Annotated in this window: 17 protein-coding genes and 2 pseudogenes; 5 read left to right on the top strand and 14 right to left on the bottom strand. The window is 43.4% G+C overall.

Annotation, left to right across the window (positions count from 1 at the left end; genetic code table 11):
- Positions 1 to 57: 57 nt before the first annotated feature.
- The gene (locus tag AC622_RS15975) at positions 58 to 1,884 is read right to left on the bottom strand and encodes an ABC transporter ATP-binding protein (RefSeq protein ID WP_049671976.1); all 1,827 of its coding nucleotides are present in this window, start codon (positions 1,882 to 1,884) and stop codon (positions 58 to 60) included.
- Positions 1,874 to 3,640: an ABC transporter ATP-binding protein gene (locus AC622_RS15980; RefSeq protein ID WP_049671977.1), complete on the bottom strand. Its 1,767-nt coding sequence runs from the start codon at positions 3,638 to 3,640 to the stop codon at positions 1,874 to 1,876. Before AC622_RS15980 ends, AC622_RS15975 begins: the two co-directional genes overlap by 11 nt.
- A 160-nt stretch (positions 3,641 to 3,800) precedes the next feature.
- On the opposite strand from AC622_RS15980, the gene AC622_RS15985 reads away from it, so the two are divergent.
- Entirely contained in the window at positions 3,801 to 4,334 is a 534-nt protein-coding gene (locus tag AC622_RS15985; RefSeq protein ID WP_049671978.1) for a TetR/AcrR family transcriptional regulator, read from the top strand.
- Between the two features lie 82 nt (positions 4,335 to 4,416).
- Entirely contained in the window at positions 4,417 to 4,569 is a 153-nt protein-coding gene (locus tag AC622_RS21280; RefSeq protein WP_197089946.1) for a hypothetical protein, read from the top strand.
- Positions 4,570 to 4,602: 33 nt separating this feature from the next.
- Here AC622_RS21280 and AC622_RS15995 read toward each other — a convergent pair whose 3' ends face one another.
- Positions 4,603 to 5,496, bottom strand: coding sequence for a patatin-like phospholipase family protein (locus AC622_RS15995; RefSeq protein WP_049671979.1), 894 nt, complete (start codon positions 5,494 to 5,496; stop codon positions 4,603 to 4,605).
- Between the two features lie 188 nt (positions 5,497 to 5,684).
- Between AC622_RS15995 and AC622_RS16000 the strand changes: the two are divergent.
- Positions 5,685 to 6,119 (top strand): annotated as a pseudogene (locus AC622_RS16000) (cytochrome P450); the annotation flags it as partial.
- A 35-nt stretch (positions 6,120 to 6,154) separates the two neighbouring features.
- Here the strand turns inward: AC622_RS16000 and AC622_RS16005 are convergent.
- Positions 6,155 to 6,739, bottom strand: a complete 585-nt coding sequence (locus tag AC622_RS16005; RefSeq protein ID WP_049671980.1) for a TetR/AcrR family transcriptional regulator — start codon at positions 6,737 to 6,739, stop codon at positions 6,155 to 6,157.
- A gap of 156 nt (positions 6,740 to 6,895) precedes the next feature.
- On the opposite strand from AC622_RS16005, the gene AC622_RS16010 reads away from it, so the two are divergent.
- A complete protein-coding gene (locus tag AC622_RS16010; protein ID WP_049671981.1) occupies positions 6,896 to 7,630 on the top strand; it encodes a glucose 1-dehydrogenase in 735 nt (244 codons plus the stop codon).
- A gap of 446 nt (positions 7,631 to 8,076) precedes the next feature.
- On the opposite strand, the gene AC622_RS16015 is transcribed toward AC622_RS16010, so the two are convergent.
- From AC622_RS16015 to AC622_RS16035, 5 genes are all read right to left on the bottom strand, one after another.
- The gene (locus AC622_RS16015) at positions 8,077 to 8,598 is read right to left on the bottom strand and encodes a cysteine hydrolase family protein (RefSeq protein WP_049671982.1); all 522 of its coding nucleotides are present in this window, start codon (positions 8,596 to 8,598) and stop codon (positions 8,077 to 8,079) included.
- A 26-nt stretch (positions 8,599 to 8,624) separates the two neighbouring features.
- Complete coding sequence (locus AC622_RS21085; RefSeq protein ID WP_156185649.1) at positions 8,625 to 8,771, bottom strand: hypothetical protein; 147 nt, start codon at positions 8,769 to 8,771, stop codon at positions 8,625 to 8,627.
- 588 nt (positions 8,772 to 9,359) lie between these two features.
- Positions 9,360 to 9,779 (bottom strand): arsenate reductase (thioredoxin), encoded by a 420-nt coding sequence (gene arsC / locus AC622_RS16025; RefSeq protein ID WP_049671983.1) that lies wholly within the window; start codon positions 9,777 to 9,779, stop codon positions 9,360 to 9,362.
- A 37-nt stretch (positions 9,780 to 9,816) separates the two neighbouring features.
- Positions 9,817 to 10,860, bottom strand: coding sequence for an ACR3 family arsenite efflux transporter (gene arsB, locus AC622_RS16030; RefSeq protein WP_049671984.1), 1,044 nt, complete (start codon positions 10,858 to 10,860; stop codon positions 9,817 to 9,819).
- A gap of 18 nt (positions 10,861 to 10,878) precedes the next feature.
- Positions 10,879 to 11,181, bottom strand: a complete 303-nt coding sequence (locus AC622_RS16035) for an ArsR/SmtB family transcription factor (protein ID WP_049671985.1) — start codon at positions 11,179 to 11,181, stop codon at positions 10,879 to 10,881.
- A gap of 360 nt (positions 11,182 to 11,541) precedes the next feature.
- Here AC622_RS16035 and AC622_RS16040 point away from each other — a divergent pair, with 360 nt between their 5' ends.
- Positions 11,542 to 12,717 (top strand): M28 family peptidase, encoded by a 1,176-nt coding sequence (locus AC622_RS16040; RefSeq protein ID WP_049671986.1) that lies wholly within the window; start codon positions 11,542 to 11,544, stop codon positions 12,715 to 12,717.
- A 96-nt stretch (positions 12,718 to 12,813) separates the two neighbouring features.
- On the opposite strand, the gene AC622_RS16045 is transcribed toward AC622_RS16040, so the two are convergent.
- The 5 genes and pseudogenes from AC622_RS16045 to AC622_RS16060 all read right to left on the bottom strand — a co-directional run.
- Positions 12,814 to 13,089 carry a hypothetical protein gene (locus AC622_RS16045; protein ID WP_049671987.1) on the bottom strand — a complete coding sequence of 92 codons (276 nt, stop codon included), beginning with the start codon at positions 13,087 to 13,089 and terminating at the stop codon, positions 12,814 to 12,816.
- Between the two features lie 48 nt (positions 13,090 to 13,137).
- Positions 13,138 to 13,281, bottom strand: coding sequence for a hypothetical protein (locus tag AC622_RS21090; RefSeq protein ID WP_156185650.1), 144 nt, complete (start codon positions 13,279 to 13,281; stop codon positions 13,138 to 13,140).
- Positions 13,282 to 13,655: 374 nt separating this feature from the next.
- Positions 13,656 to 14,573, bottom strand: coding sequence for an alpha/beta fold hydrolase (locus tag AC622_RS16050; RefSeq protein ID WP_049671988.1), 918 nt, complete (start codon positions 14,571 to 14,573; stop codon positions 13,656 to 13,658).
- A 299-nt stretch (positions 14,574 to 14,872) separates the two neighbouring features.
- Positions 14,873 to 15,766, bottom strand: a complete 894-nt coding sequence (locus AC622_RS16055; protein ID WP_049671989.1) for an aminoglycoside 6-adenylyltransferase — start codon at positions 15,764 to 15,766, stop codon at positions 14,873 to 14,875.
- A 265-nt stretch (positions 15,767 to 16,031) separates the two neighbouring features.
- Positions 16,032 to 16,205, bottom strand: a pseudogene (locus tag AC622_RS16060) (cold-shock protein); the annotation flags it as partial.

Raw genomic sequence — 16,205 nt, forward strand, 5'->3', positions numbered from 1 at the left:
CAAGACAATCAGCCAGAACAATCAAAAAAACCAGGAGACCATTCTCCTGGTTTAAACTTAGATTGCATATTCTTCTTCCACGACAGCCTCTTCACTGAACTGGCTGTTATACAATTCTGCGTAGAACCCTTCTTTATCAAGAAGGTCATCATGTGTTCCGCTTTCGATAATGTCTCCGTCCTTCATGACAAGAATCATATCGGCGTTTTTAATCGTGGATAAACGGTGCGCAATCACAAATGATGTACGGCCGGCCGTTAATTTATCCATCGCTTCCTGTATCAAGATTTCTGTCCGGGTATCAACTGAGCTTGTGGCTTCATCCAAGATAAGAAGCGGAGCATTTTCCACCATGGCACGCGCAATGGTTAAGAGCTGCTTTTGGCCGGCAGAAAGGCTGATTTGGTCATTTAGCACAGTATCATATCCATTCGGCAATGACTGAATGAAGTGATGGATGCCAACCGCCTCACATGCGGTCGTAATCTCTTCATCTGTTACACCGTTCTTGTTATAAACGATATTTTCCCGAATCGTTCCCTCAAAGAGCCAAGTATCCTGCAATACCATACAGAATTGCTCATGAACATTCTCTCTCGTTAATGTATGGATTGGCACACCGTCAATCAAAATTTCACCAGCATTGACCTCATAGAAGCGCATAAGCAGGTTAACCATGGTTGACTTCCCTGCACCCGTCGGTCCAACAATGGCGACCTTCTCGCCTGCTTTAACTGACACGGAGAAATTATGAATGATGGTCTTATCCTCATTGTAGCCGAAGCGGACATTCTTGAACTCAACATCCCCTTTGACATTTTGCAGAATGGCCTCTTTATGGCTCTCATCTTCAAGCTCTGCTTCATCCAGGAAGTCAAAGACACGCTTGCTTGCCGCTGCTGTTGATTGCAGGTTCGTGACCGCTTGGGCCATTTGGGCAAGCGGCTGCGTGAACAGGCGGATGTAGACCATGAAAGCAACGATAACCCCAAAGGAAATCTTGCCGTTCATCGCTAAAGATGCACCCACCACACAGACCGCCACATAACCGAAGTTTCCGATGAAGGTCATAATAGGCATCATCATTCCGGAAAGGAATTGGGCACGCCAAGCACTGTTATACAGACGCTTATTGATGGCTTCAAATGTTTCCTTCGCCTCTTCTTCTCCGTTATATACCTTAACAATAGAATGTCCTGCATATATTTCTTCCACATAGCCGTTAATGGCTCCAAGCTCACGCTGCTGATTGGAGAAATGTTTCTGCGAATTCTTGACAATCAATCCCATCAGCATAAAACCGATAACGGTGGACGCAACAGCTGTTAAGGCCATTATGACATTCGTCGTCAGCATCATGATGAGCGAGCCGATAAATAATGTCACTGCAGACACAAGCGTCCCGATGCTTTGATTCATCGTTTGCCCAAGCGTATCGATATCGTTCGTAATACGGCTTAAGACATCCCCATAGCTGTTAGAGTCAAAATACCTCAATGGCAGCTTATTGATCTTTTCAGAAAGGGCCGTCCGCAGAGTTTTTGATACCTTCTGTGTAACCGTCGCCATGATGAACCCTTGAAGATACGAAAACAGGGAGCTTAACACATATAAGGCAGCCAAGAAGAACCCGATTTTCTTAATCGCCTCTAAATCAATTTCCGTCATCAAGCCTTCCATGATGATGTCGATTAATTCACTTAAGTAATCAGGACCGATAATGGTAAAGATTGTTCCGATGAATGCCAGTGTAATGGCAAGAATAATCATTGTCATATATGGTTTACAGTAGGCAATCAGCTTGCCCCAAGACTGCTTAAAGCCGGCTTTCTCTCCTTTTTCAAGAGAGCGAGCATGTTTTTTAGGCTGTAACTTATTGGGCATTTTCGAGCTCCTCCTTTGAAAGTTGAGAATAGGCAATTTCCTGATAAACCTTGCAAGAACGCAATAGTTCTTCATGCTTGCCGCAGCCGACCATTTTTCCTTCATCCAGGACGATAATTTTATCAGCATCCATGATTGTACCAATACGCTGTGCGACAATCAGGCTCGTTGCACCCGACGTCTCTTCCTTGAGTGCAGCACGCAGCATCCGGTCAGTCCTATAGTCAAGTGCCGAGAAGGAATCATCAAATAGATAGATTTCAGGGTTGCGGCTGATTGCACGTGCAATTGTCATCCGCTGTTTTTGGCCGCCAGATAGATTGCTTCCACCTTGAGCGATGTGGGCCTTATATTGCCCGTCCATTCTCTCGACAAAGTCCGTCCCTTGTGCAATCGCAACCGCCCGTTTCACCTCTGCCTCCGATATCGGCCCTTTTCCATTATTGCCATAGGCTACATTTGAAGTTACGTCGCCGCTGAACAAAATATTTCGCTGCGGTACAAGACCAAGCTTATTATGTAAATTCTTCACTTTATAATCCTTCACGTTCATATCATTAACGAGCACTTCACCTATTGTCGCATCATAGAATCGAGGAATTAAATTGATGAGACTGCTCTTTCCGCAGCCCGTTGCACCGATAAAGGCGACCGTTTCACCTGGATTGGCGGTGAAACTGATATTTTTCAGTACATACTCATTGGAATCAGGATACTTAAAGCTGACATTGCGAAATTCCACTTTGCCTTTATGACCAAATCCACACTCCCCCATTTCCCCATCAAGGATGGATAATGGTGTAGAAAGCACCTCATTGACACGTCCTGCTGCAACAGCTGCCCGTGGAAGCAGGATAAACACGACAGTCAGCATGATAAAGGCCATAATGACCTGCATGGCATAAGAAGAGAACACGACCATGTCACTAAATAGGCTTATTTTATCCATCATGCCTGCCTCATTGATTAAGTAAGCCCCAATCCAATAGACAGCAAGACTTAGGCCGCTCATAATCAACATCATAGTTGGCATAAAGCTCGCCATCATACGGTTTGTAAATAGATTGGTCTTAGTCAGTTCTTCATTCGCACCCTCGAATTTCTCTTCTTGGTAATTCTCTGCATTATAGGCACGAATCACACGCAGCCCAGTCAAGTTCTCCCTTGACACACGATTGAGATTATCAGTAAGAGACTGGATGCGTTTGAATTTCGGCAAGGTTAAGCTTCCTATGATGGCAATCATCACAAGCAGGAACAATACAGCAAACCCCGTCGCACTCGTCCACTGCCAGCTCTTGCCGGAAATCTTTACAATTGCCCAAACAGCTAAGATCGGCGCCTTAATCAGCACTTGCAGACCAATCGCAATAATCATCTGAATTTGCGTAATATCATTCGTTGAACGAGTAATTAAGCTCGCCGTTGAAAACCGATTAATTTCTTCCATAGAAAAGGATTCAACCTTCTCAAAGAGTAAAGATCTTAAACGTGCGGAGAATGACGCAGCCACACGTGCGGCAAAAAAGCCGACAATCACAGAAGCAGCCAGGCTTCCTAAAGCACATAAAAGCATATAGCTTCCGGCTTCCCAAATCTGGCTCATTTCACTGCCAGGCGTTTGGGTGTATGTCGTTATGTCAGACATATAATCAGGAAGCTTTAAATCAAGCCATACCTGCGTGACGATGAACAGCACACTCACAAGAATGAGCATCCATTCCTTCGTCTTCAGATACTTGAATATTTTAATCATCTGAAACGATACTCCCTTTCCTATTACTGCTGAATGCAGCTAGTTAATTCATACATCGCTTGATACATCCAATGATATTTATTATATTAAAATAATATGTAGACACAATCGTTTTTCGGGAATTTAATCGCAGGTGTAACAAGTGAGGAGGTTTTGTAACTTGAGAGAGGAAAGGAATCCCACAAATGTATTTGCAAGGGATTGTATTACAACGGCATTGATTCAGCTGATGGGGGAGAAAGCTTACAAGGATATTACCATCACAGAAATCGCCAGAAAGGCCGGAGTCTCACGAGTGACTTATTACCGTAACTTCTCATCTAAAGAAGATATTATTATTCAGCACTTCGAAGATATCCACAAAGAATTTCATAAGACAGTAAAGAATTTGGATCCAAATAAACATAGGTATGAATGTCTAGTGAAGTACTTTCAAACATGGTTGAAGCATAATGAGTTTCTGATTTGTCTTTCAAAAGCAAATCTTTCCCCTCTATTGCTCGAATCAGTCAATGATTTCACTCGCCTATCACTATCTTCTGCATATAAATACCAAGCCTTCTTCTTCACTGGCTCCATTCATAATGTTCTTTTTGAATGGGCAAAGGAAGGAACAAAGGAAAGCGCCGAAGAAATGGCGGCTTTCCTAGTCGATATGATTAAACCGCCTCCTCTTCCTCTTGCATTAGGATAAAAAAAGGACGATGCTTTAAGTCAGCAGTCATCCTCATTTTTTATTCATTATCGGCACTTGGATAGGGATGCGGGAAATCACCATGTATCCAATCGAGAACTTCTTCTATATTTGGCCGCGCAACTTCTGCATCGCTTTTTGGGTTGAGGCTCTGATCGCCCAGCCAATTGCCCGTCAGGCCATGAAGAAATTACACAAACGCCAAGACCGAAAAGCTCAAGCTATTAGCAGCTAAAACAAAAGAACCCATAATATATGGGTTCTTTTGTCATTGTGACAGTTTGATTTGTTTTCCTACATAGCAATCCCCAAGAAAGTCAAGCAATTCTGATTCCCGGTCATAGAAATGCTCAAGCCCCTTCTTATGTGATTCCCACATAACATCCGTGTTCTTCTCAAAGCTTTTCAGCGCATAGGGCGGACGGTAGACAAATGCCTTTCCTTCCCTCTCCAGCTTCTCAATCAACTCCATCGTTTGATTATAATTGTCCGCTCGCTTCTCCATCGCACGTACCATTTGCGGATATTTCTTTCGAAAAAGCTTCATAGCCCATTTCGTCTGGCCGTCGAGCACCTTCCGATAGCCCTGCTCCCGGGTCAGAATAATGACATGCTTATCATAACCGTCAGCGATGGCCTTTTGGATAGGAATCGGATCAGCTAAACCACCGTCATAATAAGGAACATCATTCAATTTAATCTCAGGGAAAAGCACCGGGATGGCACAGGTTGCCCGGAGAATTGTTGCTCCCTTATCCATTGTTTTCGCATCAATGTATTCTACTTCTCCTGTATAAGCATTCGTCACGCCAAACAAAAGGCTCCCCTTATATCCTTGATAGGTTTCCCAATCAAAGAAATCCAATTGATTGGGAATGGTATCATACGCAAAAGTAAGCCCGAACAGACTTCTCTCCGTAAGGAAATTCCGCATACCTATATATCGTTTGTCATTTCGATACGTAGAAATAAAACGGATTGTCCGATTCTTCTGCTCAGACACATAGGAACAGGCACTGATTGCCCCAGCTGAGATTCCCAATATGTATGGAAACATGATTTCTTTCTCTAGGAAACCATCCAAGATTCCCGCTGTATAAACGGTACGGAACGTGCCGCCCTCTAATATTAAGCTTGTATTCTTGACATTGATTGAAATCATGCGTTCAGGCCTCCTTTATTCTGTGATTATTATATATGTATCACCATTAGTTGTAAGTCATAATGCCTCTCAAACAAAAAAGGGACTGACCATTCAGCTCCAAACTACAGTTCTCCTGCACGGATGCGTTCCGCTAATGTATCAATCCAGTACAGTCTTTCATCCTTTTCATGGGGAATATAGGAACTCTATATGAGGAATTGCATCAGAATCCGGCGTTATCTGCAAAAGCTGTTGAAGAAATGCTTCGCTATCGTTTCCATCTGTCAAGGAGGGTCCGAACCGTGAAACAGGATAATGACTTGCTCGGTGCCCCCTTAATAAAGGGCGATGTGGTCGTTACAGGGATGAGCGCTTCCAATATGGACGGTGATATGTTTGCGGACCCGTTCATCCTGAATATCCACCGCAAGAATAACCGAAAGCACCTGACAGTCAGGAATGGTCCCCACTTTTGCTTAGACACCCCTCTTGCCCGTTTGGAAATGAAAGTCATCTTAGAAGCCTTCCTCCACAGATTTTCACAGATTGAGCCTGTAGCTGGATTTGATCTTGAGGGCCATTTAACCCCCTCTGCCACTGGGCAATCCTTAACCTATTTGCCAATGAAGGTGTACCGCTAATAACAATGGGCAACAGCTGTTTAAGCTGGTGCCTTTTATTTGTCGCGGACCGTGGCTTCTACGAACATTTTCCCTTGAAGATAGGCTAATTTCTGTGCCATAACCTCAGGAGAATCCTTGAAATCAGTCATAGCCCAGTAAAGAAAGAAGCCAAGACTGCCATAAGTTGAAAAATAATTTAACACCGGGATTTCTACTGCAGTTTTATCCTTCAGCTCCAGCTCCGATCCAGAAACCTTCACCAGACTCTCACAAAACTGATTCTGGGAACCTGGCAGTACCTCTCCTTTCAAAATCAAGGAGAAAACAAATTGATTCTCATAAATATATTCGAAGATTGGCACCTGTCTGCTTACATCGTTCGCTGTGATGCTTTTTCGATTTTGAAAGCTTCTTCGAAAGTTCGCGACAAGACCATCTAAATACTCATCCACAATAGCCGATAATAACGACTGTAAATCCTTATAATGCGAGTAAAAGGTTACTCGATTACAGCCGGCAAACTGGGCGACCTCCGTAATCGTCAAATCGAGTAAATCCTTTTCTTCAAGTAAGGTCAACAACGCCTTCTTTAGCTTCTTCTTCGTCCGCACTGCTCGGCGATCTTCATTGCCAGCCATATTCTCCCTCCTTATTAACTAGAAATTATCATTATTTTGTCACATTTATTATGACATCAATCCTATTATTGGACAAACATCCACTTTTTCTGTTAATTTACAGATGTAAATTAATTTTACCAAAATTATATAAGGAAAATTAAGGGGGATATATTCATGGCTCGATTAGAAGGTAAAGTTGCAATTATTACTGGTGCTGCTCAAGGCATGGGCGCTTCACATGCACGCAAATTCATTGAAGAAGGTGCAAAGGTCGTTCTTACAGACTTAAATAAAGAAAAAGGCGAGGCACTTTCTGCAGAATTAGGAGAAAACGCTTTATTTGTCAGTCAAAATGTAACAAGTACTGAAGATTGGGAAAGGGTTGTCATTGAAGCTGAGAAAGCATTTGGGAGAGTCGATGTATTAGTCAACAATGCAGGTATCACGATGGCGAAATCCATCCTGCAAACAACAGAGGAAGAATACCGCCGCATCGTCGATATTAACCAGCTTTCTGTCTTCCTAGGCATGAAAACAGTTATTCCTGCCATGCAAAAAGCAGGAGGCGGCTCTATCGTCAATATCTCATCTATGAATGGCCTAGTGGCAGGAGCAATTGGCTACACAGATACGAAATTCGCTGTGCGCGGTATGACGAAAGCAGCAGCTGTAGAATGCGCCAATTACGGCATACGTGTGAACTCTGTCCACCCTGGTGTCATCGCGACCCCAATGGTAGTACAGGAGGATACAAAAGCAGCTGTAGAAGCCTTCTCTAAACATATCCCGCTCAAACGCGTCGCTAAACCAGAAGAGGTTTCTAACTTAGTTGTATACTTAGCATCTGATGAATCCTCTTACTCTACAGGATCTGAGTTCGTCATAGATGGCGGTTTGACTGCAATGTAATGAAGTGAAAGGATGGGAATTCCCCGTCTTCATGTATAAACGAAGAAAAGCTGATTCAATGCCCGCTTAGGAGGGCCATTGAATCAGCTTTTTGCAATTGAGCCATTTATTTATGCTGAACTTGGTTCTTGCATATCAGGGTGCTAATTTTTCCGCCCATAACTCCAGGAAAGCGCCCTTACAGGATTTTTCTCGCTCACACTTCTTAGACTGCTCTCGTACCTGTCATTTTTCGCCCTTCAAATCATCCGTTCGCCCATAAATGAATAAAAGGATATGATATCTTTCAAAAAATGTCGCTCTCGATTCTATGACAAACAATAAAAGACTAACTAGGAATGATTTTGGTTGAAAATCAGATTTATTGATGCAATCAGCTGATTTCAGCTTGGAACAAACACGATAAAAAGCAGGAGGAAAACCAAAGTGATTTTTCATCCTGCTTTTTATGCATATTCAAACTCATCGCTCTTGCAGACATCCGCAAACCAGCGCAGAACCCGATTGTGATGATTGATGATTTCTTGAGCTGTCAGCTCCTCAGAGGCCCATGTGCTGTGTGCGTCAGATAGCAGCGTCACCTTATAGCCCATGCTATACGCTCTTCTGCAGGTCGTATCCACACATACATCCGTTTGAATGCCTGTGATGATGACATGCTCAATTCCTTTCTTTTTCAATTCCGCTTCCAATGTTGTATTGTAAAATGAATCCGGCGTTGCCTTTTGAATGACAGGATCCCCCCTTTCAGGAGTGATAGCAGGGTGTATCTCCCATTCCTTAGTACCGGTCGCCAATGGCCTGCCATCAGGCTCATTATGCTGGATATAGAGAACCGGCATTTGATTCACTCGCGCTTGATTGATGATTTCTTTTAACCCCGCTAATAGTTCATCTCCTCTGTATACAGCCTCTCCTTCCTGGAACATTCCATTTTGCACATCAATAACAAGAAGCGCCTTCTTCATCCCTTCACCTTCTACATACATATTTGTTAATCAATCATTCTTGTATTCACATAAGCAATCAGAACAACATATCCAATAATCAAAACAGGAATCAATGCTTGTGCATACGGGTGATTAATGAGGGCCCCTCCAATCATGACCATGCCCATGATGAGATTGTAAAAGCCAACCAATCCTGCGAGCTTTTCGCCGCAATAACACCTCGGAGTTATTGCGGCGAAAAGTTGTTCGGGCCCCGCCCGAAAACCTTCCTTTCAACTTTTCTGCCATCCGCCGGAGACTTCACCTTTATTCAGCGGGTGTTTGCATTCATCTCGCGCTTATCTAAGTTGAAGACTTTTGCTGAATAAAGGTAAAGCCTGATAAGAGCCAAGTTTGCTTTTTCACCCCTATGAGATATGCGAGTATAAACAAGATAATGGCTATTATGATGAAAGATTGGTTCACCACTCCATTCCTCCTTCTATTACTCTTTCTCCTTGATTCCGTTCTTTCCCTTCAAAAAACCATATTTCTTTTAAGCTATAACGAATGATTCTTATATATGAAGTAAATCGAAAGCTTGGATTGCTAGTTCTTTGGGTAGTCTTATCCTTTATTAGTCGGTGTTCAGATAACGATTGGTATTTTATTCAGGCATCAGGGCGCTTGGCCGGCCTTCCTCCATTAAAGAAAAGTTGCAACAGAGTTCGAGTATCCATAAATCCAATTTAAATAAAGAGGCGGCAAGAGAGAAATCTCCCTGGCCGCCTGGTCTCCAATCATTCACCTGTTTTAGCGAACTCACTGATTCTTGCTCCAATCTCATCACGCACACGCTGGAAGAAGGCCCATTTTTCCTCTTCTGTACCTTCTGCCTTCGCCGGGTCATCAAATCCCCAATGAACCCGCTTCACATTGGGCGGTGTTACTGGGCAGTGCTCATCTGCGTGCCCGCATAATGTTACAACGAGCTCAGCATGGTTTAAGATTTCCGGATCAATGACATCAGAAGTATTTGTGGAAATATCAATCCCCACTTCCTTCATCGCCTTGACAGCATTCGGATTCAGTCCATGCGCTTCAAGTCCTGCGCTTTTCACTTCCCACTCAGGCAAGAGCTTCTTCGCCCAGCCATCTGCCATTTGACTGCGGCATGAATTGCCGGTACATAAAAAATAAATCGTTTTTTTCTTTTTCATCTATTACTTCCTCCTAGTTATCTAATGATGCTTCATCTCAAAAATATTTCTTCTGCCAGCGCAAGGCAACATTCACCAGGGCAATTAATACCGGTACTTCAACGAGCGGACCGATGACCGCCGCAAAGGCCACCCCGCTATTAATACCAAACACGGCAACAGCCACCGCAATCGCCAGCTCAAAATTATTGCTTGCTGCTGTAAAGGACAATGACGCCGTAACCGGATAGCTGGCTCCAGCCTTTTTCGATGCAAAGAAAGACACCGCAAACATAATCAAGAAATAAATCAATAATGGAACGGCAATTCGAAGCGCATCCATAGGCAGCTCAACGATCTTATCCCCCTTTAAGGAGAACATCATGATAATCGTAAAGAGCAGCGCAACCAGGGTAAGCGGAGAAATCTTCGGCAGGAATGCTTCCTGATACCATTTCTCTCCCTTTAGCTTTAACCCTAAGTAACGCGTCAGCATCCCTGCCGCAAATGGTATTCCTAAATAGATGAGAACACTCTTGGCGATTTCCCAAATGGAAATCACCACTGTTAGGTTCTCCATGCCAAACACACCCGGCAGGACGTTTAAGAAGAAATAGGCAAATACGGAATAAAACACAATTTGGAATACCGAGTTAAAGGCTACAAGCCCTGCGACATATTCCCGGTCACCGCGCGCCAAATCATTCCACACGATGACCATCGCGATACAGCGAGCAAGACCAATCATGATTAATCCTGCCATATACTCCGGATAATCATGTAAAAATATAATAGCCAGGAAAAACATCAGAACAGGACCGAGGAGCCAGTTTTGGAACAAGGAAAGCAGCAGGACCTTCCAATCCTTAAACACTCGCCACATCTCTTCATAACGGACCTTTGCCAACGGGGCGTACATCATCAAAATCAGCCCGATAGCGATTGGAATCGAGGTCGTTCCAACTGAAAACGTATCTAATGTATCTTTAAAATCTGGTAACCAGACCGCCATTAACACTCCAAGTGCCATTGCCGCAAATATCCACAAGGTTAAGTACCGATCCAAGAAGCTCAGCCTTTTGGTTACACTTTTTTCTTTCACTTTTATCTCCTCACTTCCTTAGCATTCACTCTGGCAGCTATTCACATCAATTGGCTTAAGCTCATCAATGATTGCCTGTATGTATGGCTTCTGTTTCTCATTCAAGCGAAAATGCTTCCATGTTCCCTTCTTCCGTTCGAGGATGATTCCGGCATCCTTCAGTTTCTTCAACTGCTGACTGACAGCAGGCTGAGAAATATTCAAGATGTCAACGAAATCACAGACACATACTTCTCCATGCTTTAGACAGGCCAATAGCTTCAACCGGTTTGAATCACTTACGGCTTTTAGCAGCTGTGCCATTTCTTCAGATTGATTCATCCCCTTCCCCCTCTCTTATATATAATCAATCACTTATATAATACAATGATTATATTATACAGAATATGAATTTCTTTTCAAGATTTTGGACCACTGGAATCCCCCGCCCAATACAGACATATTTAGCAGCACTCATGTATACAAAAAATAAAAAAGGAATGTGACCACAACATGAAGAATGAACAAGTTGAAGATAGACTTTTCAAATGAAAAAATCCTATAAACATGGAACAATTCTTAATAGACGCAAATGTGTATTTATAAACGCGCCATTTAGGGAAAAGAATTTTGTGGGGTTATGCAAGAGCCTATCATACACACAGATGGCTCCTTGAATAAATAAGTCAGGAGGGAAACAAGATGAGTCAGAGGGAGAAGATTAAACGGCACCTAAACAAGCTTTGTAAGGATATCGGCCCTCGCCCGACAGGATCGGCAGCCAATGAGGCCGCAGTGAAATATGCGTGTTCAGAATTAAAGGCATGCGGACTGTCAGTGGAGCGCCAAGAATTCGACTGTATCGATTGGCATAATGATGGAGGCAGACTGTATGTTGACGGAGAGAGCATCCCTATCACTCCTGCTCCATACACGCTTCCTTGTGAGACGGAGGCTGAGCTGGTCTGCATCCAGTCAATCGATCAATTACGCCAGGCTGATCTCAAAGGCAAAATTGTCGTCCTATATGGAGAGCTCTGCATAGAACCGCTCATGCCTAAAGGTTTTATGTTTTGGAATCCTGAAAAGCATCAGGAAATAATCGCCTTGCTGGAAAACGGGAACCCATGTGCCGTGCTGACCATCAGCCTTGATGCAAGCGAGCTTGTCCCAATGATTGAAGACGGGGATTTTAACATTCCATGCGCCATTCTACCAAGGTCCTGCCTTCCTGCCCTGCTCACGGGTAAAACAGCGAACCTGATTCTTCGCACAGCTCGCATAAACACCAAGGCTGCCAATGTCATCGCCACTTATGGAGAAGGACCAGAAAAAATCGCCCTCTCCGCCCATATCGATACAGCGCCCCAAACTCCTGGAGCGCTCGATAACGCATCAGGTGTGGCCGTTTTATTAGGACTTGCAGCCGCACTAGAAGGAAGTGAATTGCCTTACCAAATCGAATTTGTCCTTTTTAACGGGGAAGATCATTACTCAAACATTGGTGAAATGGTCTATCGCGGGTCCTATCTAGCTGCCCCCGCTTCATACAAATATGCGATTAATGTGGACGGGGCTGGTCTGCAGGACAGTTTAATCTCCTACTCATTTTATGAGTGCCCCGAAGATTTAGAGGAAATGGTGGCGCAAGCGGCGGTCGCGTATAAATTAGAACAAATTGACCCTTGGCCGCAAGGCGACCATACCCTATTCTCTATAGCAGGAGTTCCGGCAATCGCCATCACCTCCTCTGAGATTTTCAGTCTAATGGGGTCTGTTCTCCACACAGAAAACGATACGGATGAACGAATTGATTTAGACAAGCTTGAGTGCCTCGTCAGCTTCCTCAAACAGGTCATCCAAAACAGCAGCCGGTGATTTTTTCATCGACTGCTGTATTCAGAATGAACTATTTTAACCCTTTGCTAATAGGGAAAAAGCTGCCCAAAGGACAGCTTTTTATGAACAGTCTCCCTAATCCATATCATTGAATGCTGTGAATGCGGAGCCAGATGAGGTATGCTCATTAACCCATTCCTGCGAAATACTGGACAAATGATCCCAATCAGGGATTCTTGCGTTATGCTCAGATACCCAGCTTAAGCAATATTGCGGATCGATACTTTCCTCATAACACTTGGATAAGAAACGTTCAATATTGGCTTCCGTACAATTCTCAAATGCACCGCACGTTTGAGAAAAAATTTGCTCCATTTTTGCTTGGATCTGATTCCTGCTATATCCTGTCATTTTGCTTCTCCTTCATTAGGGCAAAGATTATTTACATCCAACTGTTTTCTATTCTTCATTCGTATTAACATTGGAACCATGACGGCTGTTTACTGTTGGGATATGCTTCAAAGGAGAATCACCATTCTTTGAAGTCGTTTCCTGATTACGTACCCGATATTTATTCTTCGATTGGCCTTGATTATCGTTCAAGATTCTTCACCTCCATTGTCTAACCTTTGAAGAATGAAAGAAATTTATTCAACGGGAAGATGAAAATGGCAGCTATATATTCGAAATAAGTATCAAAAATAAAAAAAAGCCGCCAGCAAGGCAGCTTCTTCATCCTTAATTACCGTTCCCCCATACCCATTCCTAGCACCAAAAGACCAAAGAGCACCCACGCAGCACCATTCAGCAAAATCCCTCCCAGAATGGTGTACCACTTCTTCGGAAGGCAGGCAAAAATAACCCCCATCAATGAAAGGACGGTGAACCCCAATAAAAAGGGACCCGCATTTTTTGGGCGTAGAAAAAAGGCTTAAACCGCATTAAAGCCGACCATTAGCAAGGATAGCTTCGCAAACTTATTCATCCTTCCTCTCCCCCTTCAAAAAACCACAGACCACCTTGTAAAATTCATCTGCCGTTTCATAATGAGGCGTATGTCCGCATTCTCTTACAATATACGTCTCACCAAGCCTCACATCCATTTGGAAAGCATCCATTTGAATCGGACAAGGCACAGCATCATGCTCTCCCATAATCAATAAACAAGGCATGCTTAATTCTTTTAATAATGGCAGCACGTTTTTAAATATCCTTCCCTCATCCCTTAATCGGTTATAATGAACCTCAGACCGTTCATAGAATAAGTCCCATTCAGCATCAGTATACACGCTCGTATCTGCCAGATCAGCAAAATTATATGTGTATACACGCATTCGATTATCACCGAGATACTCCCGCTCCTCCATATATCCTTCTACAAGCTCTCTCGTTCGGATAGATGAATTTCGTATCAAAGACAAGCAACGCTCCTGAACATCAAATAACTCATATTCTGCACAAAGTCCAGCTGTTTTCTTCAGCAGCGACTTCGCCGTAAGCCGAAAATCAAAGGTCGGCCCCTCGAAGACTACCTTCTCTATCGAGTCGGGATACCGTGAGGCATACAGCAAGGCAAGGTAGCCTCCAAATGAATGCCCGATGACGGACCATTTATCTATTCCGAAAAAACAACGGAGGCCTTCACAATCTTCGATTAAATCATCAAGCCCGAATGGTTCATGTACGTCTATCTCCTCTGATCTCAATGTTCCCCTTTGGTCAAAAGCAACGACACAGAAATCATTCCCGAATCTCTCTAGTTGATGATAGGTGAAATCAAAGCACCCCTCACCCGGTCCGCCATGCAAATACAAGATGACGTTCTTCTGCCTCTCGCCACTGATCTCAACGTACAACTGTTTACCGCGAATTTCGATAAATCTTCCTTCTTCCATATTGTCTCCTCCTCATTTTTAGGATAAGTACACCTTAAATAGACGGAGGAGGCCGAGCCGATAATGAAATTAGTTAATGAAAGGGTTCCATATCATATTTCATACTCTGCCGCCTTTCGAAATCATCATTTCATAACTTTATTCGCTATGGTTTAGAAGAATACCTTCCGTAAAGTGATACTTCAATCAGTTGAGCCTCACCCACACAGATGATTAGTTGAACCATATCATGGTTTATCGGGCAGTTAATTTCCTAACAATCTTCCCTATTCACTTCCTTCCCTTAGGCGGAAGCCTTACTACCTATTATGGGGGAAAAGTTCTACCGCATCAGCAGGCAGGTTCCGAACGCGCTGGAGGTAGTGCATCATATTCTGATCATCTTCCAATGGATAGGTAAAATCAAAATGGTCAGCGACATCCCGTGCTAATATTCTAAACAATTCACATGTGGTAAAGACAGCCTCCCACATATTTGAATAATCCGAATCAGAATACGTCCCTTCATACATCTCCCAATAAGCTTTAGGAAGATGATTCTTAACATACTTGCCCAGCTTTCCAGTAGAAATGTGAAAATCATGCTGAATGCCTATCCACCAGGAAATCATTAATTCTAGCGGTACCCTCATCGTCTGTTCAAACATGTGCTTGGCATATGGAAGCTCATCACGCCATATCCCTTTGGCCACGTTTTGCGAGCACCACCAAAAATCATTCGTATACCGATTATATTCCTCCTCCGACGGCTTTACGACATGGTAGTCACAATCCGTTGGCGCAGGAATAGCGGGGAGCAGACCATCCTTATCCAATAAAGGGCATGTAAGCTTATCTAGACCGTATTCTCTCTGCATGCACTCTTTCGTTTGAAGTCGAAGATCGATTCGATTCCCATCGTTAAAGAGCATCAAGAACATATAGGATTCCAAACTCTCTCCCTCATGCGCAGTCACCCCGTCGTTCTTATCAGGCTCCTGCATCATCAAAAGACCCCCGAATGCAGTAAGCCATTCCCGCCTCTGAATGAAAGGCTTTATCTCCTCCACCACATACACCACATCATAATCTTGAAACAAATCCTTGGGCACATTCGGATTTGTCCGTGAGCCATTCATATAGACAGCTCGAATGCGTTCATCCTGCTTAGCGGTTGCTAAAATTAGGTCCATCATCTCTTGTTCAGTTCTCATAGGCACCCTCCTTTATTCCTTCACTATTCTCTTCCCATTACCGAAAGATTCAACAAGCTGTCTATAATAGGAGAAATTTGTTTCTAAACAGGTTCCAAATTAGGGATAATACAAGCGTTGTGCTATACTTAACTTACCATTTGCTATTACAAGTTTCATACGTTTGTTGCACAAGTCCTATTCAATAATTGAATAGGACTTTTTTAATTGTAGAGATGAGTATAAAAAAAGACCCTGCACCGGCAGGGTCTTTTCTTAGCTGTTATTAAGCTTTTTGAACGTTTGTAGCTTGTGGGCCGCGTTGGCCTTGTTCTACGTCAAAAACTTTGACCTTCGTCTAAAGATTTGAAACCTTCGCCTTGGATTGCTGAGAAATGTACGAATACGTCTTCTCCGCCTTCACGTTCGATAAATCCAAAGCCTTTTTCTGCGTTGCGTT

This window comes from Bacillus sp. FJAT-27916 (assembly GCF_001183965.1).
In the GTDB taxonomy this organism is placed as follows: domain Bacteria; phylum Bacillota; class Bacilli; order Bacillales; family Pradoshiaceae; genus Pradoshia.